The sequence below is a fragment of the Micromonospora sp. NPDC049139 genome, from assembly GCF_055586845.1.
In genome coordinates this window covers 81,473-107,425 of the sequence record NZ_JBVJHK010000006.1, presented here as the reverse complement: position 1 = coordinate 107,425, position 25,953 = coordinate 81,473, and the positions used below count along the sequence as shown (strand labels likewise).

The following is a 25,953-nucleotide window of genomic DNA, read 5'->3' as shown; positions in this document are numbered from 1 at the left end:
GCGGCGGCGATACTGGCACCGGGACGGCGCCGACCCCGGCGCCGGCGGGACCGCCAGTGGAGGGTGTCATCGCCACGCAGTGTGACCGCTGTGGACGCACGGCCGCCGCCGGCGACCGCTTCTGCGGCGGCTGCGGCAACGAGCTCGGCGCGGTGTGTCCGCACTGCCTGCGCCCGCTCGCCCGGGACGTGGCGTTCTGCACCTCCTGCGGCGCGCCCCGGCCGGGCGCCGACCGGCGGGCGGCGCCCCCGCAGGAGGACCGCCGCCGGGTCAGCGTGCTCTTCGTCGACCTGATCGACTTCACCCCGTACGTCGAACGGGCCGACCCGGAGCTGGTCCGCGGCATGCAGACGGGGTTCTTCTCGGCCGCCCGCCGGGTCGTCGGGCAGTACGGCGGCGTGGTGGAGAAGTACATCGGGGACGCGGTGATGGCCCTGTTCGGGGCGCCGGTGGCGACCGAGACCGACGCGCTGCGCTGCGTCCGGGCCGGCCTGGAGCTGCAACGGGTGCTGACCCGGTTCACCCCCACCGGCGCGGACGCGCTGCGCTTCCGGGTCGGCGTGGCCACCGGCGAGGCGCTGGTGGACGTGGCCGCCGCCCGCGACGGCGGCCAGGCGATCGTCGCCGGCGACGTGGTCAACACGGCCTCCCGGATGCAGTCCGTCGCGCCGCCCGGCGGGGTGCTGGTCTGCGGCACCACCTACGCGCTCACCCGGGACACCATCCGCTACTCCGAGCAGCCGCCGGTCATGCTGCGCGGGCGGTCCACGACGACCGAGGTGTGGCTGGCCCTCTCCCCCGTGCGCCGGCAGCCGACCGACCGGCAGCCGGACACGACGCCGCTCATCGACCGGGAACACGAGCTGGGGATGCTGGTCAACGCCCTGCACCGGTCGCTGCGCGACCGGCGCCCCCAGGTGGTGACCGTCTTCGGCCGGGCCGGGCTCGGCAAGAGCCGGCTGGTGCGCGAGCTGTACCGGCACGTGGACCGGCTGGTCGACGAGCCGCTGACCTGGCGTACCGGGCGGTGCCCGCCGTTCGGCGAGAACGTGACGTTCGCGGCGCTGGCCGACATCGTCAAGGCCGAGGCCGGCATCCTGGACACCGACCCCGCGTCGACGGCCGCCCAGCGGCTCGCCTCGGCCGTCGGCGAGCTGGTCGGCCCGGGTGAGCGGGAACGCCTCGTGGACGCGCTGCGACCGCTGGTCGGCCTGCCGGGCACCCCGCTGCCGGCCGAGGAGACCGAGTCGGCGTGGCGGCGCTTCCTGCTGGCGCTGGCCGCGCGCCGGCCGACCGTGCTGGTCTTCGAGGACCTGCACTGGGCCGACGACGCGATGCTGCGCTTCGTGGAGCTGCTCGGCGCCGCCGCCCGGGACGTGCCGCTGCTGCTGCTCTGCACCGCCCGGCCGGAGCTGGTCGACCGGGACCCGAGCTGGGCAGGGACGATCACGGGCTCGGTGACCATCACCCTGCCACCGCTGCGGGACACCGGCATCGCCTCGCTGTACGCCCACATGTTCGGCCAGGCGGCGTTCTCCGCCGACATGCTGACGCCGCTGGTGGAGGTGGCCGGCGGCAACCCCCTCTACGCCCACGAGTACGTGCGGATGCTCATCGAGCAGGGCGCGCTGCGCCAGTCCGGGCGGGGCTGGTCGCTGGAGAAGCACCTCGACCTGCCCATGCCGGAGAGCGTGCACGCCGTCATCGCCAACCGGATCGACCTGCTCGACACCAAGGAGCGCACGGTGCTGCTGGCCGCCGCCGTGGTGGGCGTGCAGTTCTGGCCGGGCGCGGTGGCCGCCGCCCTCGGGCAGCCCGTCGAGTCGGTGGAACGCGCGCTGCGCCGGCTGGAGCAGCGCGACTTCGTGCACGAACAGGCCGCCTCGACCATGGCGGGGCAGCCGGAGTACCGGTTCCGGCACGTGCTGGTGCGCGACGTGTGCTATCAGCGGCTGCCCCGCACCGAACGGGTGGCGCGGCACGAGCGCACAGCGGAGTGGCTGGACACGCTGTCGCAGAGCCGGGACACCGACCTGGCGGAGGTGCTCGCCCACCACCGCTGGGCGGCGCACGAGATCGCCCGGACGCTGGGCATGGACACCGCCCGCTACGCCGGCACCGCCCGCGCGGCGCTGCACCGGGCGGCCCGGCGGGCGTACGCGCTGCACAGCCTCGACGTGGCGGCGAGCCACGCGGGCCGAGCGCTCGGGCTGGCCGACGAGTCCGACCCGGTCGGCCGCCTCCAGTTGGAGCTGCTCAGCACGGAGATCTCCTTCTACCGGGACGGCAACGCCTTCCTCTCCGGCGGCGGCTCGGAGCAGATGCAGGCGCTCGCCGACCGGCTGCTGTCGCACGGCGACGACGCCTGCGCGGCGCGCGCCTGGACGCTGCTCGGCCAGGCCGCGTGGCTGCGCGCCGACCGGGCCGCCGCGCTGGCCTGCCTGGACCGGGCCGTGCAGCTCTTCGCCCCGCTGCCCGACAGCCCGCAGAAGGCGGACGCCTACGCCGAGCTGGGCCGACTGCACATGCTCAACTACGAGCGGGACCCGGCCGTCGCCGCGGCGGACCGGGCGGCGGAGATCGGCGAGCGGCTGGGGCTGACGGAGACCCGCACCAACGCCCGGATCACCTCCGCCACCGCCCGCTACCAGGCGGGCGACCGGTCGGGCCTGGACGAGCTGCACTCCATCGTCGAGGTCAGCCGCGCCGGTCAGCTGATCGCCCTGCCCCGCGCCATCCAGAACCTGGCGTACGCAGTCCGGGAGGAGGGCGACTGGCTCCGCTCGGACGCGCTGCTCTCGTCGTCGCCGGCGCGTACGGCCAGCGGGCAGACGCTGACCACCAGCTACTCGGCGGAGGCGATGCGGGCCTGGTTCGACGGCGACTTCGGCCGGCTGCTCACCGCGGCCGAGGCGTTCGTGGACACCCCCACGGGAAGCTGGGACATGCAGGTCCGGGGCCTGCGCTCCTGCCTGCTGGTCCTGCGGGGCGAGCCGGTGCCGCCGGCCCGGTCCCCGGCCGACCCCGCCGCCGACGACGTCGCTGCCGCGCTCGACGCCGCCCGGCGCAGCGGCTTCCACCGGCTGCACTGGACGATGCTGGCGATGGGCGCGCTCTGCCGGGCGTTGCAGGGGCGCCGCGACGAGGCGGCGGCGCTGATCGACGAGCTGGCCACCTCCTGGTCGGCGGTGCCCGCCCTGGCCAGCGGCGAGTGGATCGCGGCGGCCGCCTACGCGGCCAGCCTCGCCGGGCGGGACACGGCCGCCCGGGTGCGCGCGATGCTGGACCGGGTGGGCCACCGTACGCCCTGGTCGGAGGCGGCGCTGCGGACGGTGACCGGGGCGCTGGCCGCCGCGGACGGAGACCACCGGCGGGCCGCCGAGCTGCACCTGGCGGGCGCCGAGATCTACGCCGGCATCCCGGACGTGACCGACCGGATGCTGGCCCTCACCTTCGCGGCCGTGGAGCTGGAGCGGGCCGGCGAGCCGACGGCGAGCCGCCCGGAGCTGGCCGAGCTGCGCGCCTTCGCGCTGCGCAACGGCGCGCCCGGGCTGCTGGACCTGACCCGCCCACCGGCTGCCCCCGCCGATCCCGCCCTGGCCTGCTGACCCGCCGCCGCGCGGCGCGTGCGCGTCAGGCGGCGACCGGTTCCCGGGGGGTGGGGTCGGCCGGCTGGGTCTTCAGCTTCTGGGCGTACATGTCGACGTACTCGCGGCCGGAGAGCTCCATCAGCTCGTACATGATCTCGTCGGTGACCGCGCGCTCGACGAACCGGTCACCGGTCATGCCCGCGTAGCGCGAGAAGTCGAGCGGCGCGCCGAACCGGATCCGCACCCGGGCGATCTTGGGGATCAGCTTGCCGGGCGGCTGGATCTCGTCGGCGTTGAGCATCGCCATCGGGATCACCGGGGCGCCGCTCTCCAGGGCCAACCGGGCCACCCCGGTCTTGCCGCGGTAGAGCCGCCCGTCGGGCGAGCGGGTGCCCTCGGGGTAGATGCCGGCGATGCCGCCGGCGCGCAGCACCTGCAGCTGGGTGTCCAGCGCCGCCCTGGCCGCCCGGCCGCCGGAGCGGTCGACGGGGATGGTGCCGGAGCCGACGAAGAACATCTTCGTCAGCCAGCCCTTGATGCCCTTGCCGGTGAAGTATTCGGCTTTGGCGATGAATGTCACTTTTCGCTTGACGATCAACGGCGTGAAGATCGAGTCGGAGAACGACAGGTGGTTGCTGGCGAGGATCACCGGACCCGTGTCGGGCACGTGGTGCAGCCCCTCGACCTGTGGGCGGAAGATCAGCCTCAGCCACGGGCCGAGGATGATGTACTTCATCAGCCAGTACAGCACCGGTGTCCTTCTTCCGGAGGGGTCGCGACACCCGCGCCGCCGGGGCGGACCGGGTCGCCGGGCGGGCCCGACGACCCACGCGGGCGCTCCCGGCGGGCAGGCGACGTCAGGGATGAGCCTACGAACCGGGAGCGGCACGCCACAACGCACTCCCGGAACCGGGTCCCGACGTGTCACGATTCAAGGCACGGCGCCCGGGGCGGCGCCGAGGGGGCTCAGGCGACCGCGCCGCGGGCGCGTGATGAGGAGGATGTCCGGTGTCAGCGGGTGGGGCCCGCCGGGGACGGCGGGACAACGGGCTCGACGCGAGCGAGTACGCCGTCGCCGGCGACGTGGATCCGCGCGTCGGCGAGCACCTGCTCGACGTCCTCGCCGCCGGCGGGATCGCGGCCTACCTCCAACCCTCGGCCGACCTGAACCCGGTCACCCGCACCACCACCGTCCCCGCCCGCCCCGTCGACCGGCTCTACGTCGACCGGTCGCACCTGACCACCGCGCGGGACTACCTGACCCAGCTCGCCGACGAGACGGCCACCGACCGGTCCCGCGACGCGGAGCCGGACATCGACGCCGAGTGGGCCCGGATCGTCGCCGGTTTCCACACCACCCCCGCACCGGGCGACAACCCGTGGCCCGCCGCGGAGGACGTGGACGACCCGCCGGGGCCCGCCACGGGCCCGGTGACCCTCGCCGCGCCGGACGAGCCCGCGGGGCCGACCGCCACCGACGTGCGCCGGCTGCCGTACGCCGCGGACGTCTCGGGGATCTCCGTCGGCCGGGGCCGCCAGGACGAGCCCTCGCTGCTGGACGGGCTGGACACCTTCGGCGCGGACCTGCCCGACGACGAGGCGGACGACGAGCGCTACACCCCGCCGCCGCCCCCGCCCCTGCCGCGCTTCTCCAAGTACACGGTGGTCGGCGTCCTGGCGATCGTGGTCGGCTTCGTGCTGTTCCTGTTCCCGTCGATCTTCCCGGTGGCCGACCCCTCGGTCGTCAACCTGTTCGGCTTCACCGGCATCCTCGCCGGCTTCGTCGCGTTGATCTGGCGGCTGCGCCCCGGCGGCGACGAGGACCACGACCCGGACGACGGCGCGGTCGTCTGACCGCCCCGGCCGGGCGGGACTCGCGCCCGCATGCCGGGACGACCGCCGCCCACGCCACGGTCGTGACAGTGGTGTAACTTACTGTCAGCAGGAATACCGCTGTCCGTCACTTCCCTCACTGACTGCCCGGTTGTTCCTCCCTTGCGGCGGTCACTCCTCTGCGGATCGGAATGCCCGATATGCGACAGAGTTCCCTCGTGGTGGTCGCCAACCGCCTACCCATCGACGACGGCGCGGCCCCGGACGGCGCGTGCGAGTGGCGCCGCAGCCCCGGCGGCCTGGTCAGCGCCCTGCACCCCCTGCTGCGGCACACCCCGGCGACCTGGGTGGGCTGGGCCGGCGGCACGGGGCCGGCACCCGCCGTGCCCGACGTGGACGGCGTGCGGATGCACGCCGTACCGCTCAGCGGCGACGAGCTACGCGACCACTACGAGGGCTTCGCCAACGCCACCCTGTGGCCGCTCTACCACGACTCCGTGGAGCAACCGGAGCACCACCGGCGCTGGTGGGAGGCGTACCAGCGGGTCAACCAGCGGTTCGCCGAGTCGACCGCCCAGGTGGCCGAGCCCGGCGCGATGGTCTGGGTGCAGGACTACCACCTCCAACTGGTGCCCGGCCTGCTCCGGGCGCTCCGGCCGGACCTGCGGATCGGCTTCTTCCTGCACGTGCCGTTCCCGCCGCCCGAGCTGTTCATGCAGCTCCCCCGCCGCGCCGAGCTGCTGCGCGGCATGCTCGGCGCCGACCTGGTCGGCTTCCAGCGGGCCCAGGCCGCGCACAACTTCGCCCAACTGGTGGCCAAGGTGCTCCAGGTCCCCGCCACCGACCGGCGGATCGCCGTCGACGACCGGGTGGTCCGGATCGGCGCGTTCCCCGTCTCCATCGACACCGTCGAGATGGCCGCGCTCGCCGCCCGGCCCGACGTGGCCGACCGGGCCCGCCGGCTGCGCCACGATCTCGGCAGCCCCGAGCAGGTGATCCTCAGCGTCGACCGGATGGACTACACCAAGGGCATCGAGCAGCGGCTCAAGGCGTACAGCGAGCTGCTCGCCGCCGGGCACGTCAAGGTGCGCGACACCGTGCTGGTGCAGGTGGCGGTGCCGAGCCGGGAACGGGTCGGGCAGTACCAGATCCTCCGCGAGCGGGTGGAACGCGAGGTCGGGCGGATCAACGGCGAGTTCGGCCGGGTCGGCGAGCCGGCGATCCACTACCTGACCCAGCCGTTCGACCGCGCCGAGCTGGCCGCCCTCTACCGGGTCGCCGACGTGATGGCGGTGACCCCGCTGCGGGACGGGATGAACCTCGTCGCCAAGGAGTACGTGGCCGCCCGGGTCGACGACGCGGGCGCCCTGCTGCTCAGCGAGTTCGCCGGCGCCGCCGCCGAGCTGCCGCAGGCGTACCTGGTCAACCCGCACGACCTGGAGGGGCTCAAGCAGGGGCTGCTCTCGGCGCTGCGGGCGAGCCCCGACGACGTCGGCGCGCGGATGCGGGCCATGCGGGCGCACCTGCACCGGCACGACATCCGGGCCTGGGCCCGCTCCTACCTCTCGGCGCTGGACGAGAGCGGCTCGCTGCTCACCCGGCTGGGCGCCGCCGACTGACGCCGGAGGCCGGGGCCGGGAGCCAGGGCCCAGAGTGAGGGCCCGGAGTCAGGGCCGGCTGTCCGGGGCGGGGTCCTTCGCCAGCCAGTCCAGGATCGCGTCGACCGGCTCCCGCCACCGGGCGTCGAGCATCATGTCGTGCCCCATGCCGGGGAAGAGCAGCGGCGCCGAGCCGTACCGCCGGGCCGCCCGGGTCAGCGCCGCCGCCGGAACCACCCGGTCGTCCGGGCTGCCGAGCACCAGCACCGGCGGGTCGCCCACCGCGGGCTCCGCGTTCCGCCCGGTCAGCAGCTGCCACTGGGCCCGTCGGCTCGCCCGCCCCAGCCGGGCCGCGTACCGCCGGGCCTCGGCCTCGGGCAGTTCCCGGCTGAACAGCTGGCGGCGGTGCAGGCGCAGCGGCCCGCCGAACACCGCCGGCAGCGTGCCGAGCGGATTGCGGCGCAGCGCGGCGCCGAACGTCGCCCAGCCGCCGAGCACCGGCGCGACCAGCACGCCCGCCCGGGCCGGGTAGCGGGCCAGCGCGTGCGCGACCACCAGGGCCCCGGCGCCGTGCCCCACCAGCACCGCCTGGCGCGGCAGGCCCGCCGCCGCCTGCGCCACGTCGTGGGCGTACGCCCGCAGCGTCGCCTCCGGCGCCGGGCCGCTGCCGCCGTGCCCACGCAGGCTCAGCGCGTACGCCGGGAAGCCCCGGGACGCGGCGTGGCCCAGCCAGTGCTCGGCGAACGCCCACGCGCCGTGCCCGAAGCCCGGCACGAACAGCAGCGGCGGTCGCCCCTCCTCCAGCTCGGGCGCCACGCCGAGCACCTCACGCCGGACCGGGCGGACCGGGCGCGCCCACTCCCGCCCCCGCATGACCCGCACCTGCTGACTCACTGCTGCACTCATCGGGCACCCTCCAGGTCGCGCAGGGCGCGCTGGACGGCGCGCAGGTAGTCGGCGTGACCGACCTCGAACCAGTGCCGGCTGCTGTCCTTGACGGGGCCCGCGTAGCGCTCCCCCGCCTTCGCCGTCACCCGGGCGGCGAAGGCCGCCGCCCGGTCGGGACGGGTCAGGCGCATCCGCAGCAGCCGGGCGAAGAGCACCGTCTGCCAGTGCGACAGCGGGAAGACACCCGAGTCCGGCTGCACCAGCCCGGCGACGGCGAGCGTCGGATGGCCGGGGGCGAAGGCGTTGAGCCAGAGCCTGGGCCGGCCCGTCCCCGCGTCGTCGCCGAGCACCTTGGGGTCGAGGAACTCGAAGCGCGGCAGGTAGCCGGTGGCGAAGACGACCAGCTCCGGGTCGATCTCCCGGCCGTCGGACAGCTCCACGGCGTACGGGTGGAAGCGGGCGACGTCCGGCACCGGGGAGATCCCGCCGTGGCCCACGTAGTAGACGAGCTGGCTGTTGGCGATCGGGTGCGTCTCGTACACCCGGTGGTCGGGCTTCGGCAGGCCGAACCGGGTCAGGTCGCCCACGGTCAGCCGCAGCGTCCAGTGGTAGAGCCACTGCCGCACCCGCAGCGGCACCCGCAGCGCCAGCAGCGCGTCGTTGACCTGGTCCGCCGGGCGGCCGAGGACGTACTTCGGGGCGTACCAGTAGCCTCGGCGGGTGGAGTGCCAGCAGCGCGACGCCTGCTGGGCGGCCTCGACGGCGATGTCGCAGCCGGTGTTGCCGGCGCCGACCACGAGCACCCGCTTGCCGCGTAGCTGCGCCGGGTCCTTGTAGGACGAGGCGTGCACGACCTCGCCCCGGAACTCCTCCAACCCCTCGTAGCGGGGCAGCTTCGGCGACCAGTTGTGCCCGTTGGCGACCACCACCGCCGCGTAGCGGGAGGTGCGCTCCGGGCCGTAGCCGCCCGTGCTGCGGGTGGTCACGTCCCAGCGGTCGCCCTCGGCCGGCTCCACCCGGACGACCTCCGTGCCGAACCAGACGTGCGCCCGCAGGTCGAAGTGGTCGGCGTACCGCTCCAGATACGACAGGAGCTGGCTGTGGTGCGGGTAGTCGGGCCAGTCGTCGGGCATCGGGAAGTCGGGGAACTGGGTGAACGGCCGGGACGAGATCAGGTGTGTGCTCGCGTACACCGGGCTGCGGTCGTGCCGCCAGTTCCAGGCCCCGCCGACGCCGGTCTCCCGCTCGTAGCAGTCGACGCCGAACCCGTGTTCCTTCAGGTTCTTGACGGCGACGAGCCCGCTGGCCCCCGCGCCGATGACGCAGACGGTGTCGCCCCGGTCGGAGACCGGCCGGCCGTCGCGGGTCAGGGCGAGCGTGCTCGCCTCCGGGTCGGGCCGGCCGTGATCGGTGGAGGTGGACACCGGGATCTCCTTTTGTGCGGCACGAGGGCCGGGGTCGCGCAGCATCCTCTCCACAACGGAGCGGGATGTCCAGCCCCGGGGCGCGGACGCGGTCAGCCGGCCCCGGGCAGCAGCAGGTCGACGAGGACCGGGAAGTGGTCGCTGGCCCGGCGGGTCTGCGGGGTGTCGACCACGTCGTAGTCGACCACCGTGACGCGCGGGTCGACGAAGAGGGCGTCGATCCGCCGCCGGGGGCTCGCGCACGAGTAGGTGAGCCGGTCGGCCCGGTCCATCGCCACGGCGGCGTCGGTCAGCCCGCCCGCCACGGTGGCCCACGCCGGGCCGTCCGGCCCCTCGTTCAGGTCGGCCGCGGCGATCACCGGCGTGGTGGCGGCGTCGAGGTCGCGTTTGAACAGCGCGGCCTGCCCGGGCCGCTCGGCCGGGTCGGTGGACAGGTGCGAGCCGGCCACGGTGAACCGGGCGCCACCGGCGACCACGCACTCGGCGTACGCGGCGCCGCGCAGGTGCCGGCCGGGGGTGAGCGGGAAGCGTCGGCACCGGGTGTCCAGCACCCGCACCCGCAGGCTGGTCAGCAGCAGGTTGCCCAGCGCGGGCAGCCCGCCGGCGGCCACCACCAGGCCGAACGACTCGGCCAGCGCGGCCGACTTCTGCCGCCACCGGAACCGGCGCGGCCCCTCCTGCACGACCACCACGTCCGGCCGGGCGGCGCGGACCACCGCCGCCAGCGCGGCCGTGTCGTCCCGCTGACCGTGGATGTTGTACGACACGACGCGCAGCGGCACGCCCGGGCTCTGCGTCACGGCCCGCCTCAGATCCGGCGGGCCAGGTCGGCCGCGCCGATGACGCCGGCGGTGTTGCCCAGCTCGGCCGGGCGGATCTCGGCCACCGGAAGCCGGCTGCGCTGGGCGAGCGCGTCGGTGAACGACCGGCGGGTCGGGCCGAGCAGCAGGTCACCGGCGTCGATCACGCCGCCGCCGACGACGAGGACCTGCGGGTCGAGGATCTGCGCCATGTCGGCGAGGCTGGTGCCGAGCCAGCGCCCGACCTGCGCGAACGACTCGGTGGCGACCGGGTCGCCGCCCTGCGCCGCGGCGGTCACCATGCGCCCGGTGATCGCCTCGGCGTCGCCGCCGGACAGCTCCAGCAGGGCCACGGCGCGGTGCGGCTCCTGCCGGGCGGCCGCGCGGGCGAACCGCACCAGGGCGCTGCCGCTCGCATACTGCTCGATGCAGCCGAGCCGGCCGCAGCCGCACTGGTGGCCGTCGGGCACGGTGAGCATGTGGCCCAGCTCGGCGGCGATGCCGTTGGCGCCGCGCAGCAGTTCCCCGCCGAGCACGATGCCGCCGCCGACGCCGGTGCCGATGGTGAACATGACCATCGAGTCGTCGGCGTCCCGGGCCGCGCCGTGGCGGAACTCCGCCCAGGCCGCGACGTTGGCGTCGTTCTCCACGATCACCGGCAGGCCGGTCGCGGCGCTGACGTAGTCCCGCAGCGGCTCGTCTCGCCAGGCGAGGTTCGGGGCGAACAGTACGGTGGAACGGCCGGCGTCGATCCAGCCTGCCGCGCCGATGCCGACCGCCTCGATCGACCGCCCGACGGCCAACTCGGTGACCAGTTCGATGATGACGTCCCGGGTCTTGGCGACGTCGTCGGCGGGGGTGTCCCGTCGGGCCTGCACGAGGACCGTGCCGGCGGCGTCCACGACACCACCGGCCACCTTCGTGCCACCGACGTCGACTCCGATGGTCAGCGTCACCGCTGCCACTCCCCTCTGCTGTGCTGCCCGCGCCCGCGCCGCCGGACGACCGGCGCGTGATCGGGATGTGCGATGGTCAGGCCGCGTCGCCTGGTGGGTGCTCGCCTGCGTCGCCGGGTGCCCGCGTCGCGGGCACCACGGGACGGTCGGCGGACGTCCGCACGGTCGCCGCGACGGCCGGCCCGGCGGCGTCGACGGGCGGTGCGGCGGCCGGGACGGCCACGTCCTCCGCCCGGGTGGCGGCGGACCAGACGTCCCGCTCCGCTGCCGGCTGAGAATCATGCCCGCTACGGGTGGCCTCGCGCCAGACGTGGTCGTCCGCGCCATCCGGTTCGGCGGTCGACGCCGCTGCGGCGGTCGGGTCGGCGGGGGGTTCCGGCGGGGCGAACGCGCGCAGCAGGCTGGCCACACCGGCGGCCAGGTCGCCGGCGCCCGTGGCGAGGCGCTCGGCGAACTCCGGACTCGGATCGCGCAACGCGGCGATGCCCCGACAGACCGGGCAGACGCAGCATTCCGGCCCGCCGGTGGCGAAGCCGCCCCCGGGGCCCCCGGTCGACCCATCCGGGGCGGCGCTGTGACCGAGGACACCCGACACGATCCCACCGAGCGGACCCCACGGGCCCGTCCCGGAGCCGGACGTCGCGAGGCGCGCGCCGGCCAGCAGCGTGGCGACCAGCCGTTCCGCCTCTTCCCGGGCCGAACCCGGATCCGTTGCACCCATGGTCGGCTCCTCTACCCTGCCGCCGGACGCGTCACTGCGCCGCACCGCGTGCTTCTACCCGGCGCTTGAGCTGCTTCAACGCGGTATCCATGACCATTTTCTCCGCCTTGCGGCGGAACATGCCGAGCATCCCGACCGAGAGCTCGACCTCAAGGGTGTAGGTCACCGTCGTCGTGCCGTCCTGGTTCCCCACCAGGTCGTACGAGCCGCGCTGGGACTTCTGCATCTTCGAGGGCGCCACCAGGTGCCACTCGATCCGGGAGAGGTCCTCGGCGTACTCGTAGGCCAGCACGTACTCGTCGGCCATCACCCCGGCGTCGATGACGAACCGGACCTGGCTGGCGTAGCCGTCCTCGTACTCCTCGATCACCTCCGCCCGCCGCACCGCTTCGGTCCACTCGGGGTAGCTCGGGAAGTCGCAGACGACCGCCGCCACCCGTTCCGGTGGCGCGCCGACGACGATCGACTGGGTGGAGGAGTCCGCCATGGGGGGAGGCTACCCGGCGCCGGGCGCGCGTACGCCGCGCCGCCCCCCGCCCGCACCGGGGGCGTGTCCCGCGCGGACGCGGGGAGCACCGGGGCTACCTGCCTATTCTGCCCGCCCGCCGAGGCGGGTAGGTTTCGACAGAGCCGCCCCGTGGTGGTGGCCGGCACGGCCAGTGAGCACGAGGAGTGCAGGTGCGCGAGTTCTCCGTCCCGCCGATCGTCACCGTCGGCGACGCGGCCAACCTCACCGATCCGGTCTGGGACAACGCCGAGGTCGCCCCGGACGCGGTCCAGTTCGTCCGCCCGAGCGGGGCGGCGGACGGCGGGACGGCCTGGGCCGACGTCACCTGCCGGCAGTTCCGCGACGAGGTCGTCGCGGCGGCCCGGGGCCTGGTCGCCGCCGGCGTCCGGCCCGGCGAAAGGGTCGGCCTGATGAGCCGCACCCGCTACGAGTGGACCCTGCTGGACTACGCGATCTGGGCGGCCGGCGCGGTCACCGTGCCGATCTACGAGACCTCCAGCGCCGAGCAGGCCGCGTGGATCCTCGCCGACTCCGGCGCGGTGGCCTGCGTGGTGGAGAGCAACGCCCACGCCACCCTGGTCGCGGGCCTGCGGGACCGGCTGCCCGAGCTGCGGCACGTCTGGCAGATCGACCTCGGCGCGGTGGACGACCTGGTCCGTTCCGGCGCGTCGGTCGACCCGGCCGAGATCGACCGGCGGCGCGCCGCCGTGCGCGCCGACGACCTCGCCACCGTCATCTACACCAGCGGCACCACCGGCCGCCCCAAGGGCTGCGTCCTCACCCACCGGAACATGTACGCCGACATCGCCAACGCGGTGCCGGTGCTGCCGAACCTCTTCCGGCCCGGCGCGTCGACCCTGCTCTTCCTCCCGCTGGCGCACGCCTTCGCCCGGCTGATCCAGATCGGCGTGGTCCAGGCGCGGGCCACCATGCGGCACTGCGCGGACACCAGGAACCTGGTCGCCGAGCTGCAGGACTTCCGCCCCACCTTCGTGCTCTCGGTGCCCCGGGTGTTCGAGAAGGTCTACAACGGGGCCAAGCAGAAGGCCGAGGCGGACGGCAAGGGCAGGATCTTCGCCCGTGCCGAGCAGGTCGCCATCGCGTACAGCGAGGCCCTGGAGACCGCCGGCGGCCCCGGCCTGGCGCTGCGCGTGCAGCACGCGCTCTTCGACCGGCTGGTCTACCGCAAGCTGCGGGCGGCGCTCGGCGGCCGGTGCCGCGACGCCATCTCCGGCGGCGCCCCGCTCGGCGCCCGGCTGGGCCACTTCTTCCGCGGCATCGGCGTCAGCGTCTGCGAGGGGTACGGCCTGACCGAGACCTCCCCCGCCGCCGCCGCGAACCTGCCCGACGCCACCCGGATCGGCTCGGTCGGCCGGCCGCTGCCGGGCGTGACGATCCGGATCGACGACGACGGGGAGATCCTGATCTCCGGCGACCTGGTCTTCCGCGGCTACTGGGGCAACGAGGAGGCGACCGCCGAGGTGCTCAGCCCGGACGGCTGGTTCCGCACCGGCGACCTGGGCCACCTCGACGCCGACGGCTTCCTGAGCATCACCGGCCGGAAGAAGGAGATCATCGTGACGGCCGGCGGCAAGAACGTCGCCCCGGCCGTGCTGGAGGACCAGGTGCGGGCGCACCCGCTGGTCAGCCAGTGCCTGGTCGTCGGCGACCGGCAGCCGTTCATCGCCGCGCTGGTCACCCTCGACGAGGAGGCGCTGCCGCGGTGGCTGTCCGCCGCGGGGCTGCCGGCGGACACCCCGGTCGAGAAGCTACGCGAGCACGAGGGGCTGCGGGCGGAGATCCAGAGCGCGATCGACACCGCCAACCAGGCGGTCTCCAAGGCCGAGGCGATCAAGGTGTTCCGGATCCTGCCCCGCGACTTCACCGAGGCGACCGGCGAGCTGACGCCGTCGCTGAAGGTCAAGCGCCAGGTCGTGCACAAGTCGTACGCGGCGGAGATCGCCGACATCTACCGGCGCTGACTACCATCCGTCACGTGCCCGCCTCGACGCCCACCCGGCCCCAGCCGCATCCCCTCGCCGCCGCGGCGCGCGTGGTCATGCTGGCGCTCGTCGCCGTCCTGACCGTGTTCGCCACGCGCGACGTCACCCAGCTCTGGTGGGTGGCGCTGCTCGCCGCCGCCGGGCTGCCCGCGCTGCTGGCGCCCGAGCACCGGCTGGTCGGCCCGCTCAGCCGGGTGGCCGAGGTGGTGGTGCTGGGGCTGGCCGCGAGCCAGGTCGCCGCCGTCGCGACCATCGGGGGGGACGTCGGCGGGCTGGGCGCCTCCGCGGTGCTGCCCTACCTGGCGGTCCCGGTGACCGTCACCGCGCTGCGCCGCCGGTTCGCCGAGGGCGCCGCCCTGCTGGCGGTCACCGCGGCGACCCTGCTGGTGGCCGGCGCGCTCACCGGGGTCGACGGCGGCCGGCAGATCGGCCAGCTCGGCTACCTCGCGGTCTGCGCCCAGTGGCTGATCCTGGCCGGGCTCGGCCTCTACGCGGCCGGCACCCTGCACCGGCTGATGCAGGTCCGCAACGATGGCAAACCCCAGCCGTACGCCGAGGCGACCCGGCTGCTCACCCAGCTGCGCACGGTGGCGCGGCAGCTGCCCGGGGCCACCCTCGACCCGGGCGGCATCTCCGAGCACCTGCTCGAGGAGCTGCGCGCGGTGGCGCGGGCGGACCGGGCGGCGGTGCTGTCGGCCAGCGGCGGCGGCCGGCTCGTGGTGCTTGCCCAGGTGGGCGTGGACCGGGTGGACTGGGAGACGACGCTGGACGCGGATTCGGCGATCGCCGACGCGTGGGCCAGCCAGCAGCCGCACACCGCCGCCCGCTCGCAGGCCCGGTCGCACCGGGGCGGCGAGGTCTCCGCGCTGATCGTGCCGCTGGTGGCCGGGGTGCGCACGGTCGGCCTGGTGGTGCTGGAGGCGGACGCGGCGCAGGCGTACCCGGCCGGGGTGGTGTCCCGGGTGACCGGGCTGACCCGCCCGGCCGCGCTCCGGCTGGAGGCGGCGCTGCTCTTCGACGAGGTCCGCTCGCTGGCCACCAACGAGGAGCGGCAGCGGCTGGCCCGGGAGATCCACGACGGGGTGGCACAGGAACTGGTGATGGTCGGCTACGGCATCGACAACGCCCTCGCCACCGTGCACGACGACACCGAGGAGACCGCCGAGAGCCTGCGCGCGCTGCGCCACGAGGTGACCCGGGTGATCACCGAGCTGCGGCTGAGCCTGTTCGAGCTGCGCAGCGAGGTCGACCGGCACGGCGGGCTGGCCGCCGCGATCGCCGAGTACGCCCGCACCGTCGGCGCCTCCGGCGGACTGCGGGTCCACCTGTCCCTGGACGAGTCCACCGCCCGGCTGCCGGCCGCCACCGAGGCCGAGTTGCTGCGCATCGCCCAGGAGGCGGTCACCAACGCGCGCAAGCACGCCGGAGCCGCGAATCTGTGGGTCACCTGCGAGGTCGACCCCCCGTACGCCCAGATCGAAGTGTCGGATGACGGTCAGGGGATTGCTGACCAGCGCTCGGACGGGCACTACGGTCTTGCGATCATGGCCGAGAGGGCGGAACGTATCCGGGGCCGGTTGGAGATCAGGCCGCGGCAACCGAGCGGCACGACCGTCGCGGTGGTGCTCGGCTCGTCGCCCCGGCGCGATAACGTGCGCGGTAGCGTAGCGGCAGCAGAAGGGGAGTAACCCGAGGATGACCACAAGTCCGACACCGGCGACCCGTACCAAGGTCCTCCTTGTCGACGATCACGACCTGATCCGCAAGGGCCTGCGGCACGCGTTCGAGCGTGACCGGCAGTTCGAGGTCGTCGGCGAGGCCGCCACGGCGGCGGAGGGCGTACGCCAGGCCGGTGCGCTGCAGCCGGATGTGGTGATCATGGACCTGCGGCTGCCCGACGGCAGCGGCCTGGAGGCCACCCGGGCGCTGCGCAAGTCGAGCGCCTCGATGGGCATCGTCGTGCTCACCATGTACGCCGGCGACGACCAGCTCTTCGGTGCCCTGGAGGCCGGGGCGAGCGCCTTCGTGCCCAAGACCGCGCCGGCCGACGAGGTCGTCGCCGCCGCCCGGCACGCCGCCTCCTCCCCCAGCGCCTTCACCGCCGCCGACCTGGCCGAGGCGATGAAGCGCCGGCTGGCCCCGTCCGGGCCGCAGTTGTCCCCCCGCGAGGGCCAGGTGCTGCGGCTGCTCGCCGACGGGATGAGCGTGGCGGGCATCGCCAAGCAGCTCTTCGTCAGCGAGTCCACCGCCAAGACCCACATCTCGAAGCTCTACGAGAAGCTGGGCGCGGCCAACCGGGCGCAGGCGCTGATGACCGCGCTGCGGCTGGGCCTGCTCGAGGCTCCGGACGCCCCGAAGTTCTGAACGGTTCCCTCCGGGGAGCCCGGTGACGCACCACCGACAGGCCCGCGCCCGCCGGCGCGGGCCTGTCGGCGCATCGACCGACGTCGTCACCTTGCGGGGCGGCGCGCTATGGTCTCCCCGCCGGGCAACCGGCAGAATACCGGCGCGGGCAACGGCGTCCGCACCGCCGACACGAGGGGTGAGCGCATGCAGCGGCCGGACTGGGCACCCGACGAGATCGACATCGAGCGCCCCAGCGTGGCCCGCATGTACGACTACTACCTCGGCGGCTCGCACAACTTCGCGGTGGACCGGGCGGCGGCCCAGGCGATGGTGGCCGCCGTGCCGGAGGCGCCGCTGATGGCACAGGCCAACCGGGCCTTTCTGCGCCGGGCGGTGCAGTTCCTCCTCGACGCCGGCGTCCGGCAGTTCCTGGACATCGGCTCGGGCATCCCCACCGTCGGCAACGTGCACGAGATCGCCCAGCGCGAGGCTCCCGACGCCCGGGTCGTCTACGTCGACGTGGACCCGGTGGCGGTGGCCCACAGCCGGGAGATCCTCGACGGCAACGACCGCGCCGCGGTGGTGCAGGAGGACCTGCGTCATGCCGAGCGCATCGTCGCCCACCCCGAGGTCCGCCGGCTGCTCGACTTCGACCGGCCGATCGCGGTGATGATCGTGGCGGTGCTGCACTTCGTCTCCGACGACGACCGGCCGGCCGAGCTGCTGCGGACGCTGCGCCAGGCGCTGGCGCCGGGCAGCTACCTGGTGCTCTCGCAGGCCAGCGCCGACGGCCGCGGCGACGAGGAGCGGGCCGACGCCGAGCGCGTCTACCGGCGCACCGACAATCCTCTGTGGATCCGCGGCCGGGGCGAGCTGACCGCGTTCTTCGACGGCTTCGAGCTGGTCGAGCCCGGCGTGGTCTGGGTGCCGCAGTGGCGCCCGGAGTCCGCCGACAGCGCCGAGGACGCCGAGCGGGCGGCCTTCATCGGCGGCGTCGGGCGGCTCGATGGGTGAGCCGCCGGGGGCCGCGGCCCTCGCCGTGCCGCCCGGGACGACCGTGCGGCACCCGTCGCGCCCGGGAGCGTTCGCCCGGGCGTGGGCCAAGGCCGTCTCCGGCACCAGTTACCTGCCGATGACCCAGGCACAGCTGGAGGCGCTGCTGCAACGCCTCACCGACCAGCTCGCGGCGGCACTGCTGTCCGACCCGTTCGACCTGCGGGTCGGGCACCGCGTCGGCACGGAACTGGTGGCCGCGCACATCGCGTCGCCCGAGGCGCTGGGGCGTACGGTCGAGGTCGTCCAGCTCCGGCTGGCCCGCGACCTCGGGCTGGTCGGCGAGGAGGTCGGGGACCGGCTGGCCCGGCTGCTGGCCGCGGTGTCCATCGGGTACTCCCGGGCGTTGCGGGACCGGACGCTGGACGAGCAGGAGTCGATCCGGCGGGCCGCGATGACCGCCCGGGCGCAGGCGGAGCGGGCGCTGCGCGCCAGCGAAGCCCGCTTCCGCCACCAGGCGACCCATGATCCGCTGACCGACCTGCCCAACCGCGCGCTGTTCACCGAGCGCCTGAGCGCCGCGATCGACTCCCCCGGCCAGGGCGGGGAGCGCGTCGGGGTCTGCTTCCTGGACCTGGACCGGTTCAAGGTGGTCAACGACTCGCACGGGCACCAGGTCGGCGACGGGCTGCTGGCCACCGTTGCCGACCGGCTCCGCCGGGCCGTCGACGGGCACCTGGTGGCCCGGCTCGGCGGCGACGAGTTCGTCGTCCTGGTCGAGCGCACCACCGGCACCGGCGACGTCGTCGCCGTGGCGGAGGCGGCGCTGGCCGCGGTGCGGGAGCCGGTGCTGGTGGACGGGCACGAGCTGTGCGTGTCGGCGAGCATCGGCATCGTGGAGCGGCAGGTCGCCGGCACCTCCCCCGGTGACCTCATGCGGGCGGCCGACAGCACCCTGCACTGGGCGAAGGCCGCCGGCGGCGCCCGCTGGGCGCTCTACGACGCCGACCGCGACCGCCGGGAGCTGGCCCGGTACGCGCTCTCCGCGGCCATCCCGGCCGCCCTGGAGCGGGGCGAGTTCTACCTCGACTACCAGCCGCTGACCTCGCTGCGCGACGGCCGGGTGGTCGGCGTGGAGGCGCTGGTGCGCTGGCGTCACCCGGAGCTGGGCGTCCTGCGACCGGACAGCTTCATCGGCCTGGCCGAGGAGACGGGGCTCATCGTCCCGCTCGGCGGGTGGGTGCTGGCCGAGGCCTGCCGGCAGGCGGGTAGCTGGTCCGCCGGAGTCGCGACGGCGCCGTTCGTCAGCGTCAACCTCGCGGTACGGCAGGTCCGCCGCCCCGGCCTGGTCCAGGAGGTCCGCGGACTGCTGCGGCGCACCGGCCTGCCGCCGGAGCGGCTTCAGCTGGAGATCACCGAGAGCACCATGATGAGCACCGCCGAGGAGCCCGTCCGGGCGCTGCGGGTGCTGGCCGACCTCGGCGTCCGGATCGCCATCGACGACTTCGGCACCGGCTACTGCAACCTGGCGTACCTGCGGGACCTGCCGGTAACCGAGCTGAAGGTGGCCGGCCAGTTCGTGGCCGGGCTGCGCGCGCCGGAGAGCCGGGCCGACGAGCGGATCCTCGCCTCGCTCGTGTCCCTGGCACACGCGCTGGACCTGACCGTCACCGCCGAGGGCGTGGAGACCGCCGGGCAGGCGGAGCGGCTGCGGGCGATCGGCTGCGACGCCGCGCAGGGCTGGCACTTCGGCCGCCCGGACTCGGCCGAGCGCCTCCTCGAACGCCTCCGCTGACCGCCGGCCACCCCACCGGCGACGCCCCTTCCGGCCGCTGTCGACCTGCCCCACCGGGCGGGACACCCGGGCAGCGCACCGCACCCACCCCGACCACTGTCGCCCTGCTCGACCGCGTGCGGCAGGGGGCACCGTCCTGGCCGCTGTCGACCTGCCCCACCGGGCGGGGCACCCGGCAGGGTTCCGTTCCATCACTGTCGACCTGCCCCACGGGGTGGGGCAGCAGAGGGGGGCAGGGCGCCCGTAGGCGTGCGACGGTGGCACCGACCGGTCCTGGGACGGGACGGCAAAACCCTTGGTCTCACAGACGGGGCAGCTCGACAGCGTGCAGCCGGGCACACCCGGCGCCCCGCCAGGCGGGCACCATACCGGCCAGCAGACGGCACCAGCCGGCCAGTAGACGGCACCAGCCGGGCTGACGCACGCCCGGTCGAGAGGGCGTCAGCCGGCCAGCAGGGCGGCCATCCGCCGCGCCTGGGTCTCCCAGCGCCACTCCCGCTCCACCCATGCGCGACCGGCCGCGCCGAACTGGCGGGCCAGGTCCCGGTCGGCGAGCAGCGTGGCCACCCGGTCGGCGAGCTGGGCGACGTCCCGGCCGCGCACCACAAACCCGGTCTCGCCCTCGCGTACGGCGTCCGGCGCGCCGCCGGAGTCGCCGGCCACCACCGGCAGGCCGGTCGCGGAGGCCTCCAGGTAGACGATCCCGAGCCCCTCGACGTCCAGCCCCCGGTTGCGGGTGCGGCACGGCATCGCGTAGACGTCGCCGGCGGCGTAGTGGGCGGGCAGTTCGGCGGACGGCACCGAGCCGGTGAATACCACGTCCCGCTCGACCCCCGCCTGGCGTGCCAGCTTCTCCAGCGTGGCCCGGTAGGGCCCGCCGCCGACCACCAGCAGCGCGGCGTCCGGCACCCGCCGGCGGATCTCGGGCATCGCCCGGATCAGCACGTCCTGGCCCTTGCGCGGCACCAGCCGGGAGACGCAGACCACCACCGGGCGGTCGGCCAGGCCGAGCCGACGCCGCACCGGTTCGCCGTCGATGGAAGGGTGGTAGGTGTCCACGTCCACCCCGGGCGCGAGCCGGTGCAGCTCGGTCACCCCGTGCAACGCCCGCTCCAGCCGCACCCTGGTGTACTCGCCCAGGTAGGTGGTCACATCCACGCCGCGACCGATCCGGCGCAGCGCGGCCCGGGCACCCGGCAGCGCGGCCCAGCCGACCTCGTGGCCGTGGGTCTGCGCCACCGCCCGGCGGATGCCCGCCCGGCGCCGCAGGCCGGCGGCGAGCAGCCCGAGGGGGGCCGCCGCGCCGAACCACACGGTGTCGCAGTCGTACGCCCGGGCCAGCCGGGCGGCCCGGCGGGCCACCAGCGGGGTGGGCAGCAGCACGCCGGTGCGCTCCCGGACCACCTCGAAGGGCTGGTCGGCGTCGAACTTCTCCGCGCCGCGCCAGGTCGAGGCGTAGACGACCACCGAGCCGGCGGGCTGGCGCACCGCGAGGTTGTGCACGAAGGACTGGATGCCGCCCGGGCGGGGCGGGAAGTCGTTGGTGATCAGCAGCGTACGGCTCATCGGCCGGCCTCCCTGGCGTGGGCGCGGGCGGCGGCCATCCGCTCGACGGTGGACGGGTGCGTGGCGGAGTAGAGGTATTCCCAGCGCGGCGGATCGGGGTCGGCCAGGTTGATCCCGGCGAGCCGGCGCTGCATCGCCTCGAAGGCGGCCGGGTCGCCGGTCAGGGCCAGCGCGTGCGCGTCGGCGCGTGCCTCCACCCGCCGCGACATCAGCGCCTGCACCGGGGTGGCGACCAGCCCGGCGACCGTCACCAGGGCGATCAGCAGGGGGAACGCGCGCGGTTGGGCGACCGAGTCGACGCCGGCCAGCCGCAGCAGCGGGCCGGAGGACCCGACCAGGTAGAGCGCGACCACCGCGGCGGCGGCGCCCAGCGCCCCGGTCAGCGTGCCGACCGCCACGTCGCGGTCCTTGGCGTGCCCCAGCTCGTGCGCCACGACGGCGGTCACCTCGGCCGGGGTCGCCTCGCGCAGCAGCGTGTCGTAGACGACCACCCGCCGGGTCGGCCCGAGGCCCGAGACGTACGCGTTCACCGCCCGGGTGCGCCGTGAGGCGTCGGCGACCAGCACGTCGCGCACGGGGACGCCGTCGCGGGCCGCCATCGTCATCAGCTCGGTGCGCAGCGGGCCCTGCTCCATCGGGGTGAACCTGTTGAACACCGGTTCCACCAGCACCGGCAGCACGAAGGAGAGCAGCGCCACCAGGGTCGCCGCGCCGGCCGCGCCGAACGCCCACCACCAGCGCGGCGACAGCCGGATGACGGTGTAGAAGCCGAGCAGCGCCACCGCGCCGATGACGGCGCTGACCGCGTACGACTTGAGCAGGTCGACGGTCCAGCCGCTCCAGCCGTTGGTGGCGAGCCCGTAGCGGGTGAGCACGCTCTGGCGCCAGGCGGCGAACGGGAGGGTGACCAGGTCGGCGACGAGCACCACGGCGAGCCCGCCGAGCACGGCCTGGGCGATCCAGTGGCCGCCGAAGGGACGGCCGGCCAACTCGACCAGCCGGCTGCCCAGCGGGGTGAGGCCGAACGCCAGGGCGACCAGCAGGCCGACGGCCAGCGCGGCCCAGCCGGCGGGGCGCAGCGCGGAGCGGAACTCCCGGCTGCGGGCGACCTGGTCGGCGGGGAGGTCACCCAGCGCGGCCAATTGGTCGGCCCGCGGCGCGGGCGGGCGCTGCCACGGGATCAGCACCGCGGCGGTCACCACCAGGGCCACGGTCAGGCCGACCAGGGTCAGCACTGCCCAGCCGCGCGGGCTCACCGGGGCCCACCCGGCACCGCGCGGCGGCCCGCCGGCGGCACTGCCCGCGACCGTCGAAAGCCCGCGGCGCCGCCGATCGCGGCGGGGCTGCCGCCACCGCGCCGTACCCGCGTCATGCGCCGCTCCCTCCCGCCGTGAGCGCCCATCCTATTGCCCGCGTCGGCGGCGTTTGCCCCGACCGGACCCGCACCCCGCCGCCGGCTGCCCTCTCTGGCGGCCCGCCGAGGTCGGGCGTGGCCGTCGCAGCCCCGGCGTCGGCCGCCGTCGTGCCCCGCCGACGCCATCGCACACCACCATGACGCCACATGATGCCAAAACCTGTCTTGCGATGACGCCATGATGATGTCATAGTGGCGTCATGGATCTGACGTCGTATGTCGACAACCTCCGGCAGGAGCTGGCCGGCGTCGCCGAACTCGGCGGCGAGGAGGCCCGGGCGCTGGCCGAGCGACTGGCCGGGCCGCTCGAGTCGGCGCTCCGGCTGGCGCTGCTGGACGCGCTGACCGCCGCGGCGGCGGAGATCACCCGCGACCTGGCACCCGGTTCGGTCGAGCTGCGCCTGCGCGGGCGCGAGCCGAGCTTCGTCGTGACGCCACCGCCGACCGGCCCGGAGTTCCAGGGCGAGCCCGAGGCTCCCGAGCCGGCCACCCCGCCACCGGCGGACACCGAGGAGGGCGCCACCTCGCGGATCAGCTTCCGCCTCTCGGAGCACCTCAAGAACCGCATCGAGGAGGCGGCCACCCGCGACGGCCTCTCCGTCAACGCCTGGCTCGTCCGGGCGGCGACGGCCGCCGTGGCGCCGACCGGGGCGGCGGGCCGGCACGCGCCGCGACGCGCCCCCCGGGGCGGGGAGCGCTACACCGGCTGGGCTCGCTGAGCGCCCGCCCGGTTCGCGTCACCACCTCCGACCATCCGTCCCGTTCCCGGGACATCCACTCCGTCCAGAAGGGACCGTCATGCCCACATTCGACACCCCGGCGCCGATCTCGGCCACCGTCGACATGGTCGTCGGTGACGCTCGGATCACCGCGACCGACCGCACGGACACGGTCGTCGACGTCCGGCCGAGCAACGCCGCCGCCGACGCCGACGTCCGGGCCGCCGAACAGACCCGAGTGGAGTACGCCGACGGCCGGCTCCTGGTCAGAGCGCCCCGGCAGCGCGGATTCGGCCTGGTCGGCAAGCCCGGCTCGATCGACGTGACGATCACGCTGCCCGCCGGCTCACACCTGCACGGCAATGCCTCGGCGGGGGCGTTCCACGGCACCGGTCGGCTCGGCAACTGCCGGATCCGGATCGCGGCCGGCGACATCGAGCTGGACCGCACGGCCGACGCCGATCTCGACACCTCCGCCGGCGGCGTCCGCGTGGAGCACGTCGCGGGCCAGGCCCGGATCAGCACCGGGTCCGGCCGGATCCGGGTGCAGGAGGTCGAGGGTGACGCGGTGGTCAAGAACTCCAACGGCGAGAGCTGGCTGGGCACCGTCACCGGCGAGGCGCGCGTGAAGGCGGCCAACGGCGACATCGCCGTCGACCGCGCGCACGCCTCGGTCACCGCCACCACCGCCAACGGCGACGTCCGGATCGGCGAGGTCTCGGCGGGCACGGTGTCGGTCAGGACCGCGAGCGGCGGGCTCGACATCGGCGTGCGCTCCGGCACCGCCGCCCTGCTCGACCTGCACACCCAGTTCGGCCGGGTGGACAACCACCTCGAGGCGTACGAACCGCCTGGCGAGCCCGAGAGCGCCGTGCGCGTGACCGCCCGGACCTCCTTCGGCGACATCGTGATCCACCGCCGCTGATCCCCCACGCCACCACTTCCCAGCCGGCTCGGCGGCCGGCCCAGCCCCCGACCGGCCCGACGGCCGGCGTGGAAGGAGAAGACGTGCCACCCCACTCGACCCCGGCGGCCATCACGGTCGCCGGCCTCCGGAAGTCCTTCGGCGACCACGTGGTGCTCGACGGGATCGACCTCACCGTCGCCGCAGGGACGATCTTCGCGCTGCTCGGCCCCAACGGCGCCGGCAAGACCACCACCGTGCAGATCCTGTCCACCCTGATCGGCGCCGACTCCGGCGAGGCGCGGGTCGCCGGTCACGACGTCGCCCGGGAGCCCGACGCGGTACGCGCCGCGATCGGCGTGACCGGCCAGTTCTCCGCCGTCGACGGCCTGCTCACCGGCGAGGAGAACCTGCGGCTCATGGCCGACCTGCACCACCTGTCCCGAGCCGAGGGGCGGCAGCGCGCGCGGAGCCTGCTCAGGATGTTCGACCTGGTCGAGGCGGCCGGCAAGCCCGCCGCCAGCTACTCCGGCGGAATGCGCCGGCGGCTCGACCTGGCGATGGGGCTGGTGGGCCGCCCCCGCGTGGTGTTCCTCGACGAGCCGACCACCGGGCTCGACCCGCGCAGCCGGCAGGCCATGTGGCAGATCGTACGGGACCTGGTGGCGGACGGCGTCACCATCTTCCTCACCACCCAGTACCTGGAGGAGGCGGACCAGCTCGCCGACCGGATCGCCGTGCTCGACCACGGCCGGCTGGTGGCGGAGGGCAGCGCGGCGGAACTCAAGCGGCTCGTCCCCGGCGGGCACGTCAGCCTGCGCTTCGCCGACCGGGCCGGGTTCGACTCGGCCGTGGTCGCTCTCGGCGACTCGTCCCGCGACGCCGCCGAACTCACCCTGCACGTGCCCAGCGACGGCGGTGTCCGGTCGCTGCGGAACCTGCTCGACCTGCTGGACCGCCAGTCGATCGCCGTGGAGTCGCTGTCGGTGCACACGCCCGATCTCGACGACGTCTTCCTGGCCCTCACCGGCCAGCCCGAGAAGGTGGGAACCCCCCGATGAGCACCCTGACCTACGCCGTACGCGACTCCGGCACGATGCTGCGCCGCAACCTGCGACGCGGGCTGCGCTACCCGTCGATGACGGTGCTGCTCGCCGGCATGCCCATCCTGCTCCTGCTGCTGTTCGTCTACGTCTTCGGCGCGACCCTCGGCGCCGGGCTGGGCGGCGGTTCGGGCGACCGGGGCGACTACGTCGACTACGTCACCCCGGGGATCCTGCTGATAACCACCGGCCTGGCGGCCACCGGGACGGCGGTGTCGGTCGCCATGGACATGACCGAGGGCATCATCGCCCGGTTCCGGACCATGGCGATCGCCCGGGTGTCGGTGCTGACCGGCCACGTCCTGGCCAGCATGGTGCAGACCATGCTCAGCCTGGCGGTGGTCACCGGCGTCGCGCTGCTCATCGGGTTCCGGCCCAGCACGGGTGTCACGGCCTGGATCGCGGCGGTCGGGGTGCTGGCCATGACCACCTTCGCGTTCACCTGGCTCTCGGTCGCGATGGGTCTGGTCTCCAAGAGCGTCGAGACGGCGAGCAACCTCCCCATGCCGCTGACCTACCTGCCCTTCATCGGCAGCGGATTCGTGCCCACCGACTCGATGCCGGACGGGCTGCGGCAGTTCGCCGAGCACCAACCCTTCACCCCCATCATCGAGACCCTGCGCGGGCTGTTGACCGGCGGGCCGGTGGGGACGAACGCCGCTCTCGCGGCGGCCTGGTGCGCCGCCATCGCGCTGGTCGGCTATCTCTGGGCGAAGAAGCTGTTCAACCGGGACCCGTCCCGCTGACCCGCACCGGCCACGGGTGCCCGGCCGACCGGACGGGGCACCCGTG

21 protein-coding genes are annotated in these 25,953 nt (G+C 74.9%); 12 read left to right on the top strand and 9 right to left on the bottom strand.

All coding sequences use genetic code 11. The features are described from left to right. Window positions 1–56 precede the first annotated feature (56 nt). A complete protein-coding gene (locus ACZ6Q9_RS13740) occupies window positions 57–3,608 on the top strand; it encodes an ATP-binding protein (protein WP_393454568.1) in 3,552 nt (1,183 codons plus the stop codon). A gap of 25 nt (window positions 3,609–3,633) precedes the next feature. Here ACZ6Q9_RS13740 and ACZ6Q9_RS13735 read toward each other — a convergent pair whose 3' ends face one another. After that, on the bottom strand, window positions 3,634–4,341 hold the full coding sequence (locus ACZ6Q9_RS13735) for a lysophospholipid acyltransferase family protein (protein WP_393454565.1): 708 nt from the start codon (window positions 4,339–4,341) through the stop codon (window positions 3,634–3,636). A 257-nt stretch (window positions 4,342–4,598) separates the two neighbouring features. On the opposite strand from ACZ6Q9_RS13735, the gene ACZ6Q9_RS13730 reads away from it, so the two are divergent. Both ACZ6Q9_RS13730 and ACZ6Q9_RS13725 read left to right on the top strand, forming a co-directional pair. Continuing rightward, window positions 4,599–5,444 (top strand): DUF308 domain-containing protein, encoded by an 846-nt coding sequence (locus ACZ6Q9_RS13730; RefSeq protein ID WP_393262861.1) that lies wholly within the window; start codon window positions 4,599–4,601, stop codon window positions 5,442–5,444. A gap of 179 nt (window positions 5,445–5,623) precedes the next feature. Then, window positions 5,624–7,042: an alpha,alpha-trehalose-phosphate synthase (UDP-forming) gene (locus ACZ6Q9_RS13725; RefSeq protein WP_393262862.1), complete on the top strand. Its 1,419-nt coding sequence runs from the start codon at window positions 5,624–5,626 to the stop codon at window positions 7,040–7,042. A 48-nt stretch (window positions 7,043–7,090) separates the two neighbouring features. On the opposite strand, the gene ACZ6Q9_RS13720 is transcribed toward ACZ6Q9_RS13725, so the two are convergent. The 6 genes from ACZ6Q9_RS13720 to ACZ6Q9_RS13695 form a co-directional block, all read right to left on the bottom strand. After that, entirely contained in the window at window positions 7,091–7,915 is an 825-nt protein-coding gene (locus ACZ6Q9_RS13720) for an alpha/beta hydrolase (protein ID WP_393263307.1), read from the bottom strand. A gap of 8 nt (window positions 7,916–7,923) precedes the next feature. Continuing rightward, complete coding sequence (locus ACZ6Q9_RS13715) at window positions 7,924–9,333, bottom strand: flavin-containing monooxygenase (RefSeq protein WP_393454563.1); 1,410 nt, start codon at window positions 9,331–9,333, stop codon at window positions 7,924–7,926. 92 nt (window positions 9,334–9,425) lie between these two features. After that, on the bottom strand, window positions 9,426–10,133 hold the full coding sequence (locus ACZ6Q9_RS13710) for an endonuclease/exonuclease/phosphatase family protein (RefSeq protein WP_357693155.1): 708 nt from the start codon (window positions 10,131–10,133) through the stop codon (window positions 9,426–9,428). Between the two features lie 8 nt (window positions 10,134–10,141). Beyond that, on the bottom strand, window positions 10,142–11,089 hold the full coding sequence (locus ACZ6Q9_RS13705) for an ROK family glucokinase (protein ID WP_393262865.1): 948 nt from the start codon (window positions 11,087–11,089) through the stop codon (window positions 10,142–10,144). A gap of 76 nt (window positions 11,090–11,165) precedes the next feature. Beyond that, window positions 11,166–11,810: a hypothetical protein gene (locus tag ACZ6Q9_RS13700; RefSeq protein ID WP_393454560.1), complete on the bottom strand. Its 645-nt coding sequence runs from the start codon at window positions 11,808–11,810 to the stop codon at window positions 11,166–11,168. 31 nt (window positions 11,811–11,841) lie between these two features. Beyond that, entirely contained in the window at window positions 11,842–12,297 is a 456-nt protein-coding gene (locus ACZ6Q9_RS13695; RefSeq protein WP_396827492.1) for an SRPBCC family protein, read from the bottom strand. Window positions 12,298–12,488: 191 nt separating this feature from the next. Here ACZ6Q9_RS13695 and ACZ6Q9_RS13690 point away from each other — a divergent pair, with 191 nt between their 5' ends. The 5 genes from ACZ6Q9_RS13690 (at window position 12,489) to ACZ6Q9_RS13670 (ending at window position 19,455) form a co-directional block, all read left to right on the top strand. Continuing rightward, a complete protein-coding gene (locus ACZ6Q9_RS13690) occupies window positions 12,489–14,300 on the top strand; it encodes an AMP-dependent synthetase/ligase (protein WP_393262873.1) in 1,812 nt (603 codons plus the stop codon). A 14-nt stretch (window positions 14,301–14,314) separates the two neighbouring features. Beyond that, window positions 14,315–16,009, top strand: a complete 1,695-nt coding sequence (locus tag ACZ6Q9_RS13685) for a sensor histidine kinase (RefSeq protein WP_393262876.1) — start codon at window positions 14,315–14,317, stop codon at window positions 16,007–16,009. A gap of 7 nt (window positions 16,010–16,016) precedes the next feature. Further along, complete coding sequence (locus ACZ6Q9_RS13680) at window positions 16,017–16,685, top strand: response regulator transcription factor (protein WP_007072219.1); 669 nt, start codon at window positions 16,017–16,019, stop codon at window positions 16,683–16,685. A 186-nt stretch (window positions 16,686–16,871) separates the two neighbouring features. Next, the gene (locus ACZ6Q9_RS13675) at window positions 16,872–17,681 is read left to right on the top strand and encodes an SAM-dependent methyltransferase (protein WP_393262878.1); all 810 of its coding nucleotides are present in this window, start codon (window positions 16,872–16,874) and stop codon (window positions 17,679–17,681) included. After that, window positions 17,674–19,455, top strand: coding sequence for a putative bifunctional diguanylate cyclase/phosphodiesterase (locus ACZ6Q9_RS13670; RefSeq protein WP_393262881.1), 1,782 nt, complete (start codon window positions 17,674–17,676; stop codon window positions 19,453–19,455). Before ACZ6Q9_RS13675 ends, ACZ6Q9_RS13670 begins: the two co-directional genes overlap by 8 nt. Before the next feature lie 441 nt (window positions 19,456–19,896). Here the strand turns inward: ACZ6Q9_RS13670 and ACZ6Q9_RS13665 are convergent, their stop codons facing one another. After that, window positions 19,897–21,021: a glycosyltransferase family 4 protein gene (locus ACZ6Q9_RS13665; protein WP_393262883.1), complete on the bottom strand. Its 1,125-nt coding sequence runs from the start codon at window positions 21,019–21,021 to the stop codon at window positions 19,897–19,899. Then, window positions 21,018–22,277: a M48 family metallopeptidase gene (locus ACZ6Q9_RS13660; RefSeq protein WP_396827495.1), complete on the bottom strand. Its 1,260-nt coding sequence runs from the start codon at window positions 22,275–22,277 to the stop codon at window positions 21,018–21,020. The genes ACZ6Q9_RS13665 and ACZ6Q9_RS13660 overlap by 4 nt, the downstream gene beginning before the upstream one ends. Before the next feature lie 358 nt (window positions 22,278–22,635). Between ACZ6Q9_RS13660 and ACZ6Q9_RS13655 the strand changes: the two genes are divergently transcribed. From ACZ6Q9_RS13655 to ACZ6Q9_RS13640, 4 genes are all read left to right on the top strand, one after another. Next, a complete protein-coding gene (locus ACZ6Q9_RS13655; protein ID WP_396827497.1) occupies window positions 22,636–23,154 on the top strand; it encodes a hypothetical protein in 519 nt (172 codons plus the stop codon). A gap of 79 nt (window positions 23,155–23,233) precedes the next feature. Continuing rightward, a complete protein-coding gene (locus ACZ6Q9_RS13650) occupies window positions 23,234–24,079 on the top strand; it encodes a DUF4097 family beta strand repeat-containing protein (RefSeq protein WP_396827498.1) in 846 nt (281 codons plus the stop codon). Between the two features lie 83 nt (window positions 24,080–24,162). Next, entirely contained in the window at window positions 24,163–25,119 is a 957-nt protein-coding gene (locus tag ACZ6Q9_RS13645) for an ATP-binding cassette domain-containing protein (RefSeq protein ID WP_396827500.1), read from the top strand. Next, window positions 25,116–25,907: an ABC transporter permease gene (locus tag ACZ6Q9_RS13640; RefSeq protein WP_393454542.1), complete on the top strand. Its 792-nt coding sequence runs from the start codon at window positions 25,116–25,118 to the stop codon at window positions 25,905–25,907. The genes ACZ6Q9_RS13645 and ACZ6Q9_RS13640 overlap by 4 nt, the downstream gene beginning before the upstream one ends. Window positions 25,908–25,953: the final 46 nt, after the last annotated feature.

Bases quoted from the DNA above. Each gene is read 5' to 3' on its own strand.
- ACZ6Q9_RS13725 (WP_393262862.1), top strand. From the start codon at position 5,624: ATGCGACAGAGTTCCCTCGTGGTGGTCGCCAACCGCCTACCCATCGAC.
- ACZ6Q9_RS13700 (WP_393454560.1), bottom strand. From the start codon at position 11,810: ATGGGTGCAACGGATCCGGGTTCGGCCCGGGAAGAGGCGGAACGGCTG.
- ACZ6Q9_RS13695 (WP_396827492.1), bottom strand. From the start codon at position 12,297: ATGGCGGACTCCTCCACCCAGTCGATCGTCGTCGGCGCGCCACCGGAA.
- ACZ6Q9_RS13680 (WP_007072219.1), top strand. From the start codon at position 16,017: ATGACCACAAGTCCGACACCGGCGACCCGTACCAAGGTCCTCCTTGTC.
- ACZ6Q9_RS13675 (WP_393262878.1), top strand. From the start codon at position 16,872: ATGCAGCGGCCGGACTGGGCACCCGACGAGATCGACATCGAGCGCCCC.
- ACZ6Q9_RS13670 (WP_393262881.1), top strand. From the start codon at position 17,674: ATGGGTGAGCCGCCGGGGGCCGCGGCCCTCGCCGTGCCGCCCGGGACG.
- ACZ6Q9_RS13665 (WP_393262883.1), bottom strand. From the start codon at position 21,021: ATGAGCCGTACGCTGCTGATCACCAACGACTTCCCGCCCCGCCCGGGC.
- ACZ6Q9_RS13655 (WP_396827497.1), top strand. From the start codon at position 22,636: ATGGATCTGACGTCGTATGTCGACAACCTCCGGCAGGAGCTGGCCGGC.
- ACZ6Q9_RS13650 (WP_396827498.1), top strand. From the start codon at position 23,234: ATGCCCACATTCGACACCCCGGCGCCGATCTCGGCCACCGTCGACATG.
- ACZ6Q9_RS13640 (WP_393454542.1), top strand. From the start codon at position 25,116: ATGAGCACCCTGACCTACGCCGTACGCGACTCCGGCACGATGCTGCGC.